The organism is Flavobacterium araucananum, assembly GCF_002222055.1.
In the GTDB taxonomy this organism is placed as follows: domain Bacteria; phylum Bacteroidota; class Bacteroidia; order Flavobacteriales; family Flavobacteriaceae; genus Flavobacterium; species Flavobacterium araucananum.
The window spans coordinates 32150-46944 of the sequence record NZ_MUGS01000044.1; the positions used below are offsets into that span (position 1 = coordinate 32150).

General features: G+C 34.6%; 12 protein-coding genes. 5 read left to right on the top strand and 7 right to left on the bottom strand.

Going from position 1 to position 14795, the window contains the following annotated elements:
- Positions 1-39: 39 nt before the first annotated feature.
- Positions 40-1797 carry an aromatic amino acid hydroxylase gene (locus B0A64_RS18515; RefSeq protein ID WP_089480986.1) on the bottom strand — a complete coding sequence of 586 codons (1758 nt, stop codon included), beginning with the start codon at positions 1795-1797 and terminating at the stop codon, positions 40-42.
- A 329-nt stretch (positions 1798-2126) separates the two neighbouring features.
- Between B0A64_RS18515 and B0A64_RS18520 the strand changes: the two genes are divergently transcribed.
- Positions 2127-3107 (top strand): DKNYY domain-containing protein, encoded by a 981-nt coding sequence (locus tag B0A64_RS18520; RefSeq protein ID WP_165769846.1) that lies wholly within the window; start codon positions 2127-2129, stop codon positions 3105-3107.
- A 4-nt stretch (positions 3108-3111) separates the two neighbouring features.
- On the opposite strand, the gene B0A64_RS18525 is transcribed toward B0A64_RS18520, so the two are convergent.
- The gene (locus B0A64_RS18525) at positions 3112-3492 is read right to left on the bottom strand and encodes a group III truncated hemoglobin (protein ID WP_089480988.1); all 381 of its coding nucleotides are present in this window, start codon (positions 3490-3492) and stop codon (positions 3112-3114) included.
- A gap of 410 nt (positions 3493-3902) precedes the next feature.
- On the opposite strand from B0A64_RS18525, the gene B0A64_RS18530 reads away from it, so the two are divergent.
- The gene (locus B0A64_RS18530; RefSeq protein WP_089480989.1) at positions 3903-6044 is read left to right on the top strand and encodes an RICIN domain-containing protein; all 2142 of its coding nucleotides are present in this window, start codon (positions 3903-3905) and stop codon (positions 6042-6044) included.
- Between the two features lie 82 nt (positions 6045-6126).
- On the opposite strand, the gene ilvA is transcribed toward B0A64_RS18530, so the two are convergent.
- A complete protein-coding gene (gene ilvA / locus B0A64_RS18535; RefSeq protein ID WP_089481049.1) occupies positions 6127-7371 on the bottom strand; it encodes a threonine ammonia-lyase IlvA in 1245 nt (414 codons plus the stop codon).
- 195 nt (positions 7372-7566) lie between these two features.
- Entirely contained in the window at positions 7567-8994 is a 1428-nt protein-coding gene (locus tag B0A64_RS18540; RefSeq protein ID WP_089480990.1) for an L-serine ammonia-lyase, read from the bottom strand.
- A 319-nt stretch (positions 8995-9313) separates the two neighbouring features.
- Between B0A64_RS18540 and B0A64_RS18545 the strand changes: the two genes are divergently transcribed.
- The 3 genes from B0A64_RS18545 to B0A64_RS18555 are packed head-to-tail and all read left to right on the top strand — an operon-like array spanning position 9314 to position 12630.
- Entirely contained in the window at positions 9314-11461 is a 2148-nt protein-coding gene (locus tag B0A64_RS18545; protein ID WP_089480991.1) for a cation:proton antiporter, read from the top strand.
- Positions 11462-11489: 28 nt separating this feature from the next.
- Positions 11490-12233 carry a DUF2625 domain-containing protein gene (locus tag B0A64_RS18550; protein WP_208863551.1) on the top strand — a complete coding sequence of 248 codons (744 nt, stop codon included), beginning with the start codon at positions 11490-11492 and terminating at the stop codon, positions 12231-12233.
- Positions 12234-12267: 34 nt separating this feature from the next.
- Positions 12268-12630: a VOC family protein gene (locus B0A64_RS18555; RefSeq protein ID WP_089480992.1), complete on the top strand. Its 363-nt coding sequence runs from the start codon at positions 12268-12270 to the stop codon at positions 12628-12630.
- Positions 12631-12747: 117 nt separating this feature from the next.
- Here the strand turns inward: B0A64_RS18555 and B0A64_RS18560 are convergent, their stop codons facing one another.
- The 3 genes from B0A64_RS18560 to B0A64_RS18570 all read right to left on the bottom strand — a co-directional run bounded on the left by B0A64_RS18560 (position 12748) and on the right by B0A64_RS18570 (position 14793).
- Entirely contained in the window at positions 12748-13428 is a 681-nt protein-coding gene (locus B0A64_RS18560; protein ID WP_089480993.1) for a 2'-5' RNA ligase family protein, read from the bottom strand.
- Positions 13429-13491: 63 nt separating this feature from the next.
- Positions 13492-13797 carry an SRPBCC family protein gene (locus B0A64_RS18565; RefSeq protein WP_244285448.1) on the bottom strand — a complete coding sequence of 102 codons (306 nt, stop codon included), beginning with the start codon at positions 13795-13797 and terminating at the stop codon, positions 13492-13494.
- A gap of 45 nt (positions 13798-13842) precedes the next feature.
- Positions 13843-14793: a polysaccharide deacetylase family protein gene (locus B0A64_RS18570; RefSeq protein ID WP_089480994.1), complete on the bottom strand. Its 951-nt coding sequence runs from the start codon at positions 14791-14793 to the stop codon at positions 13843-13845.
- Between the last annotated feature and the right edge of the window lie 2 nt (positions 14794-14795).

The window sequence follows — 14795 nt, forward strand, 5'->3', positions numbered from 1 at the left end:
TAAAAAACTTTGCGACTTAGTGCCTTCGAGGCAAATGTCTTAAACCGCTTCTTTATCAAAAATCAAATCCAGACCACCAACTATTAAATGTGCTACTTCTGGACGTTTTACTTTCAATTGATCCAGATAAACCAATACTTGCTGCAAAAGTTGCTCGTCATTTGATTCTTTCAAAAGCTCTGCAATTTCAATCGTTAGCAACCAATCGTTAGAGTGGTTTTTTTGAAGTTTTTCAAAGACAGATTTTAGTTCATTTTTAGAATCTTTATTCTCTCTAATCATACGAACGGTTTGATAAAGAACTTCAAGATCATCACGTTCGTCTGAATGTTTTGCTTTTATGGTAGTTGTTTTGGGTACTGTGTCGATCAAATCAAAACTATTAACATCGGCAGGTCCGGAAAAAGCAGAAACTACTTTTTTACCAATCGCCATATCATAATTTCCCCATTCAGGCTGAAACAAAATCGTTTCGCCATGTGTTACAGTACAATTTCTAAAACTAATCAGGATAATTTCTCCGTGTAAGTTTCGTGAACCCGTAATAATTTCACCCTCAACAATAATATTACCTTCAAACTCTAATCTTACAGTTTCATTTTCAACTATGCTGTACGCTTGCAAGTCTTTAGGGCTCATATCTTCGATTGCTAAATTAAAGCCTTTTAGTTTCCCAATCGGACTTCCAAATCCTTCCGGATGTGTCAAAGTTCCGTGACCAACCAATTCTTTTTCGCGATACGATAAAGCCGTTTTTCCGGTGGTTTGTATGTAAACCGGCTTTCCTTCGTCTTGAATAACATTTGTAAAAAACCCTGAAATTTGTAAACCGGTACTCAGTTCAATTGTTCCTAAAGCATTTGAATGTATTAGTTTTTGAATCCCTGAAAGTCCTCCGGTTCTTAAAGCCATTTTATTAGCAAATTCTTCTAAAATTAAGCTTAAATAAGCAAAATTAGGCGTTACATATAGTTGAGGTTGCAATTGTGTGATATCAAAATTTTGATTGGCAGCCGAGATATCATAAGGAATTTTCTTTACGTTATCTGTCATACACCACGCACTTTCCCCGATAGATGAAAGTAATCCGGCGCCATATATTTTTGGATTTTCAACCGTTCCAATCAAGCCATATTCAACCGTCCACCAATGCAGATTTCGAATTTGCGCCATTTCAGATAATTCACCCATATTATTCTGTAAATCGGCAACCGCTTTTTCGGCTTCGTCTATTTTTTCCTGTGGTGTATCTTCGGCTTCTTTTAAGATTGAAAGCAATCGAATCGCTTCATACATCTGATAATCTTTGTGGGAGGAGATTGCTTTACAGCCAATTTCACCAAACCTGCGTAAATATTCGGCATATTCAGGATTGGCAATAATAGGAGCGTGTCCGGCACCTTCGTGAATAATATCCGGTGCAGGAGTATATTCTATGTGTTCTAACTGGCGAATATCTGATGCGATCACCAAAACATTGTACGCCTGAAATTCCATAAAGGCATTTGGCGGAATAAATCCGTCAACGGCAACAGCAGCCCAACCAATTTCAGTCAGGATTCTGTTCATACCATACATACTTGGTATAGCATCAATTTCGATTCCCGTTTTGCGCAAACCGTCTAAATAAGAATGATGAGCAACTTTTGATAAATAATCTACATTTTTGCGCATTACATAACGCCAAACCGCTTGATTTATAGGAGTATAATCGCTATAATCCTGAGGTTTAATAAATTGCTTTAAATGTTTAGGCAATCGCTCTAATAATGGATTTGTTTCAATACTTGCATTCATTTCGAAAACGTTGTAGATTAGAATGTAAAATTACGAATTTAGACCGCTAAAATAATTTTTTTTACGATAGATTTTTAATAATAAGATCGTTTTATTACACAATCTTTAATTTAATTCTGTCCTGCCAAAATTCAGAATCAACCTTATTTTTTGTTTTTTATATAAAATGCAACTACAAAATAATAATAAAAATAGTTAGTTTTACAATTAGTATCATTTGGACTCATACAAACATGAAAATTTTCTTTATCGTTTTAGCAATAGTTATTTTAGGCTTTTTAAGCATTCGGTTTTTTCTATTTAAAATAGGGAAACCGGTAAATCTAAAAGTGTCAAATTCATATTTTCATCATTACAGAAAAAATCTAATTGTTTATTCGCCTATGGGCAATTGGTTTGAATTAGGATATTTTGAATCTGAGGCAGATGTTGCTACTTTTCAACCTATTAATGAAGATTTTGGAAAAGATAAAAATACTATTTTCTGGAAAGGAAAAAAACAATGGGTTGATTATGATACTTTTAAAATCGATGCTTCTGTCATCAAAGACAAAAATCATGTGTACAATAGCAATGGTAAGAAATTTGACGTGCTCGAAATTATTGAGGATGCTGATCCAAAAACATATCAGTTATTAGATCCATCGATTAAAGATTACCAAAAATATAATTGGTTTAAAGATGTAAATGCTGTTTACTATAAAAATAAAAGAGTAGAAGGCGATCCTGCTACTTTCAAACCTTTGAATGATGCAATTGCTGTTGATGCCAATTTTATTTATGCTATTATTACTTATAGAGGTGAAGGTCTTGAAGTGATGGAAGTAAATGACGTTGTCCGCAAACATAAAAGGATAGATGGAGAAATTCATTCTATAAACGAAACGTATGCTCAGATTGGCAATTCTATTGTTTCTGCTTTTACGAAAGCTGAATTTGAACTTAACACATTTGACACGATTGCAACAGTAAAAAAGATAGATTATTGGAAAATAATTGTGAATGATGTTTTAATCAACAAAGGCATAATAGTCCCTGAAATTGATGTAAAAACTTTTGAAATATTAGATTACAATTTCTCAAAAGACAAGAACCACGTTTATTATGATTGCAAAAAAATAAAGGAAGCCAATTATTCAAGTTTCAAAATTATTTCAGAAGAATATTCGAAAGATAGTAAGCATGTTTATTTTAAGGATGTTATTATAAAAGAAGCAAATCCTGAAACGTTTAAAGTGACCTCGCAATATGGTATTTGGGAAGATGGAGAAAATCAATTCAAAAATGGAGAGATTTTATCTTCAAAATAAAAATCTATTTCTCTAAATTTCTAAAATATTCAATTTTATAATTGAACATATAAGCCATATTTGCAGCGCGTATTTTAGCTTCTTCGGCTATTGTGCCAACAAATAAACCATCAACCGTTGAGGTAAAAATTTCCATCCAATGGTCAAAATGCAGTTGATTTACAGGCAATTGTTTGTGCGGAGGGAATGGGCTTCCGGAATACGTGTGCTCTTCTAAAAGAATGGTTTGCCAAAAACGATACATTTTTTCCAAATGTTCCGGCCATCTTCCTAACATCCTTTCGTTGAATATTGGACCAAGTAAATCGTCCTTTTGTACTTTATCATAAAAAGTATTTACTAAAAGTTTTATATCGTCCAGTTTCGAAATATCTTGAAGTGCCATTTTTTTATATTTAAAATCAACTGCAAAAATACAATTTAAGAACCTTCTTAAGTACTGATAATTATCATTTTCTAAATATTCATTTTCTAAATATTCATTTTCTAAAGCCTATTATAAAAGCAGCGCTATTAATGTACCAGAGCATTGGAAATTAAGACTTGTATGTTTTTTTAGAAAGCAATAAAAAATAAAGTAAGATTTTTAGTAAATTAAAAGAATTTAAGACGTTGTTAATCAGTTATTTGAAAAATATATAGATAAGTTTTTGTAAAGGTGAAATTTTGATATGATGTGTATTTGTAAAGCTTTAAAATTATCAATTCAGAGAAAATTAACATAATATTGATGTGAATTAGTAAAATTAATCTTAAAAAATAAGAAAAATTTAATTATCAAAACCTCAAAAAAAGATGAAAAAAACTACCCAAAATCGAACCACACCATTAAATGTTACTATAATGATGTATGTCATTATTATGATTTCGTTTGCTAAGATGAATGCTCAAACGGTTACTCCATGGATTACCAGCGGAGATCAGACAAGATTATTGCAACAACAGACCACTGTTAATTTCGGTTCTAATTCAGGAACGAATCCTTCGACGATAACGATTAATGCCGGAACAACTTATCAAACCATGGACGGATTTGGTTATACCCTTACCGAAGGAAGTTGCGAAGTGATTAGCGGAATGGCAGCAACTCAGCAAAATCAATTGTTAAATGATTTGTACAATCCTGCCACAGGTCTAAATGCCAATGTGGTTCGTATTAGTATAGGGGCTTCTGATTTAAGCAGCTCTTCGTACAGTTATAATGAAACTTCGGGAGATGTTAATATGAATAATTTTAGTCTTAACGGACCAGATTTGACATATTTAGTTCCAATCCTAAAAAAAATTCTGCTTATTAATCCAAATATAAAAATATTGGCAACCCCTTGGTCAGCTCCACGCTGGATGAAAACCAATAATTCGTGGGTTGGTGGTAGTCTGCAAACACAATATTACGCTGCCTACGCAAGATATTTTGTAAAATATTTTGCAGCAATGCAGGCGCAGGGAATCTCAATTTGGGGTATCACACCTCAAAACGAACCAGAAAATCCAAATAATGAACCAAGCATGTTGATGAATTCTACAGAACAAAAGAATTTTATAAACACTCAACTTGGACCTCAAATGGCAACTGCGGGTTATGGAAATATAAAAATCATAGCTTTTGATCATAATTGTGATAATACTGCTTATCCTATAGATGTCTTAAATAACAGCAGCTATGTAGATGGAGCAGCGTTTCATTTGTATTTAGGAAATATTTCGGCAATGTCTACAGTTCGAAATGCAACCAATAAAAATGTTTATTTTACAGAACAATACACTAGTTCTGGTGGCAGTTTTGGTGGAGATTTTGGCTGGCACATGCAAAACGTAGTGATTGGAAGTACAAATAACTGGGCAAAAACTGTGCTGGAATGGAATGCAGCAAATAATTCCAGCTTAGGGCCACGCACTCCTGGCGGATGTACAACCTGTTTGGGCGCGGTTACGGTGAACAACAGTACGAGTTATACTAAAAATGTGGCGTATTATATTATTGGGCAAATATCAAAATTTGTAAAACCGGGTGCCGTAAGAATTGCTTCTTCCAGCACAAGTGGTACTATACTTTCTACAGGATTTAAAAATCCTGACGGATCTATTGCACTGGTGGTTTATAATTCAGGATCTGCAAATACAATTAGAATCGTTTCCGGAGCAGCTGCATTCGATTACTCAGTTCCGGCTTCGTCAGCCGTTACATTCAATTGGGCATCAGGAACGCCATCATCATCATTTCCGGGATACTATAATATTATATCAAGAAATAGTAACAAAGGATTGGATGTGGCAGACAATTCGACAACAAGCGGAGGCAGAATTCAGCAATATGATATTACCAATGGAGGCGGAAATAACCAACGCTGGAAATTTGTTTCTGACGGAAGCGGTAATTATTACATCATCGTAAAATCGACCGGAATGTACTTGGCAACTGAAAACAATAGTACTGCTGATGGCATAAAAGTACAGCAAAGAACATTCTCTGCTTCGAATGAATTTAAATGGACGGTTACAAGTCTTGGTGGAGGGTATTATAAAATCATTAATCTAAATAGTGGAAAATCATTAGATGTAGAAAATGTTTCGACTGCAAATGGTGCCAATATTCAGGTTTGGGCGTATACAGGAGGATTAAATCAGCAATGGCAGTTGGTACAAGTCGAAACTTCGACAGCAAAGAAAGTAGCCGTAGAAGAAGTTAACACCACCAATGATTTTTCTCTTTACATCAATTCTACAAATGATTATTTAAAAATTAATACACCAAACTCAGGTTTGGGACAAGTAGAAGTTTACTCGGTTACCGGTCAAAGTATTTTAAAAAGAAACATTGATTTTATAAATGGAAATGAAGCCGAAATAGAAATTTCTAAATTACCAAAAGGACTTTATGTTGTTAAGGTTATTGACAGTAAGAGATCGTATTCTAAAAAAGTGCTGAAGCAATAAGCTGGAAATCGGAAATTCAATTAGTAATTTTATTTTTGATTTTAAAAGGCTGTCTGATTTAATTCAGGCAGCCTTTTTGTTTTTATCCTATCAATTGGGTAAATAAATCCTGATTGTCGTTCAGGTATTGAAACTCAAAACCATTTTGGGTCATATTCATTTTAATCGCCAGAATATCATTTTTATTTTTAAGTTCTAATCCAACCACAACAGAACCTACTTCGCGACTATTTTTCTTGGCAAACTGAAAATAAGTGATGTCATCATCCGGCCCTAAAATATTGTTTACAAATTCTTTTAAAGCTCCCGGACGTTGCGGGAACTGAATCATGAAGTAATGCATCAAACCTTCGTAAAGTAAAGAACGTTCTTTTATTTCGGCAGTTCTTTCGATATCATTATTGCTTCCGCTCACTATGCAAACAACATTTTTGCCTTTAATTTTGTCTGCATAAAAATCTAAAGCAGCAATTGTCAAAGCTCCCGCAGGTTCAACAACCATTGCTTCTTCATTGTATAAACGCAAAATTGTGGTGCAAACTTTTCCTTCAGGAACCAGAATAATGTCTTCGAGATTGTATCGGCAGATTTCAAAAGTTTTGTCGCCAACTTGTTTTACAGCAGCTCCATCTACAAATTTATCGATTGTTTTTAAGGCAGTGTTTTTATTTTCTTCGATAGACGTTTTCATTGATGGCGCCCCTTTTGGTTCAACACCAATGATTTTAGTAGTAGGGCTTAAATGCTTAAATACTTCAGATAAGCCGGAAGCCAGTCCGCCACCACCAATAGGCACAAAAACATAATCGATAGGTTCTTTATAGCTTTCAAGAATTTCTAAACCTACCGTTCCCTGACCCGCAATTACTTTTTCGTCATCAAAAGGATGAATGAAAATTTTATGATTTTTGATGGCATCTGCTGTAGCCGATGCATAAGCATCATCAAATGTGTCTCCCGTTAGTACAATTTCTACAAATGATTTTCCAAACAACTGAACCTGTTTTACTTTTTGCTTTGGAGTTGTTTTAGGCATATAAATTTTGCCCTGTATTTGCAAAAGATGACAAGAGTATGCAACACCCTGAGCATGGTTTCCGGCACTTGCACAAACAATTCCAATAGCTTTTTCTTTTTCGTTCAACGAAGAAATCTTGTTATAAGCACCTCTGATTTTATACGAACGTACAATTTGTAAATCTTCTCTTTTTAATAAAATAGTAGATTCAAATTCTTCCGAAAGATTCAGATTTTGTGTAAGCGGAGTAGCGGCAACTACATTTTCGAGTTGCTTTTTGGCAGCAAGTACTTCGTTAAATAGATCCATAATTTTTAAATTGTTTGTTGCCACAGATTAATGAATTTAAAAAGACTTTTAATCTGTGAGAATCTGTGAAATCTGTGGCAAAAAATATAATGTTTGTTTTTTTGCCACGAATTCCACAAACTTTCTCTAATTTTTATTGCTTTCAGCTAAAAGATTAATTCGTGAACATTCGTGAAATTCGTGGCAACTTTTTTTTTAACAATCCGCCATATTTACAGCAATTGCCAATCCGCCTTCAGAGGTTTCTTTGTATTTAGAATTCATGTCTTTTGCCGTTTGCCACATCGTATTGATAACTTTATCGAGTGGTACTTTTGCATTTTTAGAATCAGTTTCAAGAGCTAATTCTGCAGCATTTATAGCCTTGATGGCGCCCATTGTATTTCTTTCGATACACGGAATCTGAACTAAACCGCCAATTGGGTCACAGGTTAAACCTAAATGATGCTCCATAGCGATTTCGGCAGCCATTAAAACCTGAGCAGGAGTTCCGCCCATTAATTCGCAAAGTGCTGCTGCTGCCATTGATGACGAAACACCAATTTCGGCCTGACAACCGCCCATTGCAGCAGATATAGTGGAACCTTTTTTGAAAATACTTCCAATTTCGCCTGCAACCATCAAAAATTGTTTGATTTCTTTTTCGCCTGCATTATGGTTTTCAATAACCAGATAATACATTAAAACAGCCGGAATTACACCAGCACTTCCGTTTGTAGGAGCCGTAACAACACGACCTAAAGAAGCATTTACCTCATTTACGGCAAGTGCAAAACAACTTACCCATTTCAGGATCTGACGAAATTTTACTTCGGTTTTTCTAATCTCTTCCAACCACGTCTGAGGGTTCGAATAGTTTGATAAACCTATTAAGTTTTGGTGCATATCAAAAGCCCTTCTGCGAACATTTAATCCGCCCGGAAGTATACCTCCGGTATGGCAGCCAATATACATACATTCTAACATTGTGTTCCAGATTCGCATTAATTCAGTGTGAATTTCCGGCTCTGAACGCATCGATTTTTCGTTTTCGTAAACAATTTCAGAGATTGTTTTGTTCTCAGAAACCGTATAATTTAACAGCTCAACAGCATTTTGAATGGGGAAGGGGAATGCACATTTTATTTCCTCTTTGATCTTGGCATTTGTACGTTCTTCTTTTACGACAAAGCCACCACCAATAGAATAAAAAGTAGATTCGTATTCAGAATCATCCGCTTTAAAGGCTGTAAATTTTAATCCGTTTGCATGAAAAGGTAGAAACTCTTTATTGAAAACAATATCCTGAAGAAAATAAAACGGAATTTTGTATTCGTTTGCCAGGACAATCTCATTGGTGTCTTCGATCGTTTTAATGATTCCGGCAATATTATTGACCGGAATATATTCAGGATCTTGCCCGCTTAAACCTAACATTACAGATAAATCAGTAGCGTGGCCTTTTCCGGTTAAAGAAAGGGATCCGTATAAATCGACTTTTACTCGTTTTATTTGTTCTAAAATTGATTCGTTTTTTAACTCTTCTAAAAAACGTTCTGCGGCTCTCCAAGGCCCTAAAGTATGCGAACTTGAGGGACCAACGCCAATTTTAAGCATATCAAAAACAGAGATACATTCTTCCATTGTGCAATATTTATTAAGACAAAGATAATTGAATAATGCAATGAACATTTATTTTCGTTTGTTAATGTTGCAGTTTTGTTAAAAAAAATATTAAATTTTAATAATTTGACAACGAAACAAATTTTATTGCTTAATATGCGGTTTTCGTGAGAAGTTCGCATTTTTTTTAGGTATTTTTGTAATGAAGCAATCACTAAAGAATCCGATTTTTTTTAGCTTTAGAATAAATCGGTCAACCATAACTTCTGAGATCTCATTTTAATTGAAATACCACTTTTTGCGAAAAATTAAAATACCACAAAGAAGATAAAATTACATTATGATAGAATTTTTCAAGCATTTTTTACAAGAATTCGAATTACCACTTACAAACCCAGTATTGATTTTTTCGTTAATACTTTTCATTATTCTCTTGTCGCCTATTTTACTTAAAAAAATAAATATTCCGGGGATTATCGGTCTTATTATTTCGGGCGTAATCATTGGGCCACATGGACTTAATATTCTGGCAAAAAACTCAGCAGTAGATTTATTTTCGACAATCGGACTTTTGTATATTATGTTTATTGCAGGTCTGGAACTGGATATGAATGAATTTAAGGCCAACAGAAATAAGAGTTTACTATTTGGTTTTTTTACTTTTATTTTTCCTTTATCGATTGGATTTCCGGTTTGTTTCTATTTATTAAACTACGATTTTAATGCCAGTTTCTTAACCGCAAGTATGTTTGCAACCCACACTTTAGTAGCATACCCAATTGTGAGCAAACTGGGTATCGCAAAAAATCAGGCAGTTGCTATAACGGTTGGAGGAACTATCTTGACAGATACAGCTGTTTTGATTATTCTGGCGGTAATTATGGGAAGCAGTCAGGGAAATCTGAATCAGGCTTTCTGGATAAAACTAACGGTTTCATTGGCAATTTTCTCCGCTATTATGTTTTTGGTGATCCCAAGGATTGCAAAATGGTTCTTTAAAAAACTCGAAAGCGAGAAACACGCTCATTATATTTTTGTGCTTTCTGTAGTTTTCTTCGCTGCATTTCTTGCCGAAGTAGCAGGAGTAGAGCCTATTATTGGAGCTTTCGTTGCCGGTTTAGCGCTAAATCCTCTAATTCCGCATTCATCTGCTTTGATGAACAGAATTGAGTTTATCGGGAATTCATTATTTATCCCTTTTTTCCTGATTTCTGTAGGGATGCTGGTAGATATTAGTGTAATTTTAAGCGGACCAACAGCATTGATCGTTGCAGGAACTTTGAGTGTTGTTGCTATTTTTGGAAAATGGATTGCAGCCTTTTTTACTCAGATTGTTTTTAAATATACAAAGACAGAAAGACAACTTATTTTTGGATTAAGCAGTGCACACGCAGCGGCAACTCTGGCCGTTATTCTGGTGGGATTTAAAGCTAAGATCCTGGACGAAAATATCTTAAACGGTACGATCATCTTAATTTTAATTACTTGTATTGTGGCTTCTTTTGCTACTGAAAAAGCAGCTAAAAAAATTGCGATTTGCGAAGAAGAAGTGTCACATGAAGAAGCAAATAGCGACCAGATTTTAGACGAACATATCATGATCCCGTTAGCCAAAACTTCGGCAACAGCCACTTTATTAGATTTTGCGCTTTTGATAAAAGATAAAAAATCAGCTAATCCGGTAACCTTGTTAACGATTGTTCCGAATAACGATCAGGCCGAAAAAAATATTTTAAAATATCGAAAAGCAGTGGATAAATTTGTCATTCAGGCATCGGCTTCAGAAGTTAAGATCAATACGATTGCCAGAATTGATCATAATCCGGCGAGCGGAATTGCCAGGACTTCAAAAGAAATCATGTCGGATATTGTGATTGTAGGATGGCCTAGAAAAACAGGTTTTCTGGATAAAATTTTTGGAGAAAACGTAGATTCAATTATCAACAATGTCGATAAAAGTTTATTCATTTGCAGATTTCAAAAAACATTTATAGAAGAAAAAAGACTGGTTTTTATATGTCCGCCATTTTCTGAAAGAGGAGTAGGATTTCATCTTTTGCTACAAAAAATCTGCCGTTTGTCGCAGGAATTAAGTATTCCGATTGTGATTTATGGTGAATATAAAACGCACCAAACGATTCAACAAATTGCTACAAATTTAAAATTAAATCCAAAATTAGGCTTTAAAAGCATTATGGATTGGGATGATTTTGAAGCTATTTCAGACGAGATTAAACCAACCGATTTGATCGTTTTTAATTTATCCCGAAAAGGTTCTGTTTCATACCAATCTATTTTTGATAAATTGCCTCAGAAATTCGAAAAATCATTCAGTGAAAACAATCTGATTTTGGTTTATGCACAAGACGACCGCAAAGGAACTTCGATGGATGCTTACGAAGATTTTACGGCAACTCCATTGACAAAAGGTCTTGAAGCCATTGAACAAATTGGTAGAGGTTTGGGGAATATTTTGAAGAAAAACTAGTATAAAATAATTATTTACAATTGAATTAATGACACTCAAGTTTCCCTTAATTACATTGCTATTTTTAACTTTTACAATAACGGCACAAAACAAAATGAAAACCGCTGAAGAACTTATTGACAAAAAAGACCCCGCTTGGGCAACTGTCGAAGACTGGATTAAAACGGCAAAAAACAAAGTAGAAGTTTTACCCGTTGATGCTGTAAAAGCAAAAGACGCCTTATATAAAACACAAGTTACAACCCATTCGCCAATGGGAGCAATTATTTTTATGACAGGAGGTCTTTTAGTCGATGATGGCTGGATTCGAATCCTGGGTTCCGGAAATTCAAAATTTGACCGTACACTTCCGGACTGGAACAAAGGAAAATCATTTAAAGAATTTGGCGAAACGCCATCCTTTTTCTTAATTGCAGATGACGCAATTGGAGGTTTTTATCTTTTGAACGGTGGTGGATTAGGAGCTGATTTAGGGAAGGTTTATTATTTTTCTCCTGATAATCTGGAATATGAACAACTCGATATTACGTATTCTGAATTTTTGGAATTTTGTTTTAATAATGATTTAGATAAGTTTTATCAAGGCAACAGATGGAAGGGGTGGAGAGAAGAGGTTTCAAAATTAAAAGGGGATGAAGTTTTTAATTTTTTCCCGTTTCTCTGGACAGATGAAGGAAGTGATATTAATAAAAGTTCCAGAAAAATAATTCCCATTCAGGAACAATATAGTTTAAATCTGGACTTGAGAAAGCAACTTGGTTTTGATAAATAAAACTTGGTTTTGAGATTTGATAAATTTGAAAATTATGAAACACAAAGCAACATCAATCAGACCTTTTATTGGAGCTAAAGATTTTGAGATCTCCAGAAGTTTTTATCGCGATCTGGGCTTTGAAGAAGGCGTTTTAGAACCCAACTTTTCTGTTTTTAAAACCGGAGATTTGGCTTTTTATCTTCAGGATTATTATGATAAAAGCTGGAACGAAAACACTATGATTTTTCTGGAAGTCGAGGATGTTGACTACTACTATAAGGAACTTTTGAAACTCAATCTAACAGAGAAATACGGTGTAAAATTAACGCCAACACGCCATCTTGATTGGGGAAGTGAATGTTTTTTGCACGACCCATCCGGTGTATTATGGCATTTTGGGAAGTTTAATAAATAATTTTTTGTCACGAATTTCGCAAATGAACACGAATTTTGTTCAAATTGACATAAAATTTAAGCGTATTTCAATTAATGGAAATTAGTGAAATTCGTGGCAAAAAAAGGTAAAAACAAATCATATCATAAACTTTGCTAAATGAATTGTATTACTTTCACGCTGATACCAATCATTATAAACTAATTCCAGATTTTCGACGGTGAATTCTCCAAAATTATAATCGCGAAATTTTTCGACAACTTGTATTAATTTGGCAGAATCCTGAATTTTTTCCTGAAATCTTAAAACAGTAGAATGTGCTGTTGCAATGGCATAACGGCTATCGATACTTTGTTGTAAAGCTGATTTTCTAAAATTCTCTCTCAGTTTATTTCTAAAATTATCCAAAGATTTATTGGTTGGAAAACCTTGAATCATTACCGCAGAAGGCGAAGCTGTAACGCCTCGAAATTCAATTTTAATTTTATCTAAATGCACCAGACTTTGCTGAATTACATCTGTATAGTCCCTAATATTGATTTTGTCTAAAGTAAAATCCTTATAACAGGAAATAATCGACATTACGGTAATATGCAGGTCTGAATCCGGATAATAATACTGATTGGGATCAATTGCTTTTAACTCTTCTAGAAACAACTGAATATTTGCTTTAATACTTTCGCTTGGGCGAATGAGCAACGTGATTCCAAATCGGGAATCTGATGCATCATTTATTTGTGTATCAACGTTATAATTCCCTGCTAAAATTGCTTCAGAAGATGTTTTGTAAAGTTGCTTATAATGTTCCGTTAAATCCATATCAAATTAGTGTTTTTTTTACAGGTTTGGCGGCGAACTTGAAATATGAAACAGGAAACGTTTCTATGCCAATCCTTTTGGGAATCTATCCAGAACCAAATTCAATTGAATGTTATGCTCCAAATATGCTTTTGCTCCAGCTAAAACTAACGTAAAACCTTCTGTTGAATTGCGTACCTGATCGATTATTTTGTCTGAATCTCCTTTTAAACCGGAATTGGTAATGCTTACAAAAGTTTCATTTTCGTTTAGCGCAGTAAAAACCCATTCGACTATAGTCGTTTCATCAGGATTTCCCCATTCGATTACAATCTTTTTATTTTCCTGCAATACAGTAGTCGTTGCTGTTAGTAAAATAACATATTCCATACAAGTTTTTACCTGTATGGAATTTAAAATCTAAAAAGAACATTGTTATTCTCTTATAGTTGTTTTATCGTTCAGCGCCATTTCGGCAATTTCATCTTTACGTTTAAAGCTCACACCTTTATGTTGTTGCATGTATCGAACAAGATTGTTTGCTGCTTTTACCATTTGTGGAGTTCCGCCAATACGATCGTGAAAACTAATCGACATTTGTCTGCGTTGTGTTTCACTTTCTGCATACAATTGGTCAAATTCCATTTTGACCTGATTTAAAAACTGATCAGCCGAAAAGTTTTTTCCCTCGATCAAAACGATATCATTACATCGGAGCGTATAGGGAACTACGGCAAAATCTTTATTTTTTACCTGAATAATAAAAGGTTCATCTCGGCTTATATCGTCGATATGATATTTAAACCCAAGTTCCTGCAGGATATTGAGCGTGTTTGTGCCGCGGCGCAGCCAGTTTGCATTATAACCAACAGCGGTAAATCCTGTTACATTTTTGATGGCATCGACACCATCTTTTATAAATTTCTTTTCTTCGTCGTAGGGCATTGTATATTGAGTGCTCCAATTCATGCCGTGCGCTGCAGCTTCGTGTCCTCGTTGTACAATTTCTTTGGCGAGTTCCGGATTTTTCAAAACGGCGGTTCCTACCATGTGCGAAGTCACTTTTATGCCCAGTTTATCCCAATTGTCCAGCATACGCGGAATCCCTTCTTTATAACCGTAATTATACCACGTTGCAGCAGGCAAATCGATATATCCTTTTTGGATGTTTTGAGGAAACGGACTTTCGGCATTTTCCGGTTGTCCGCCAGCTTCAAATTGCATCGAAATCGAAACTACTAATCGTGAACCATCTGCCCATTTTGCTTTTTGGGGCGTTAAAAATGATTCTGTTTTTGATACTTCAGAGAATGTTTCTATTGGATTGATCATTCCCACCATTCCAATAATTCCTGTTTGTTTTATAAAATTTCTTCTGGAACTCATGT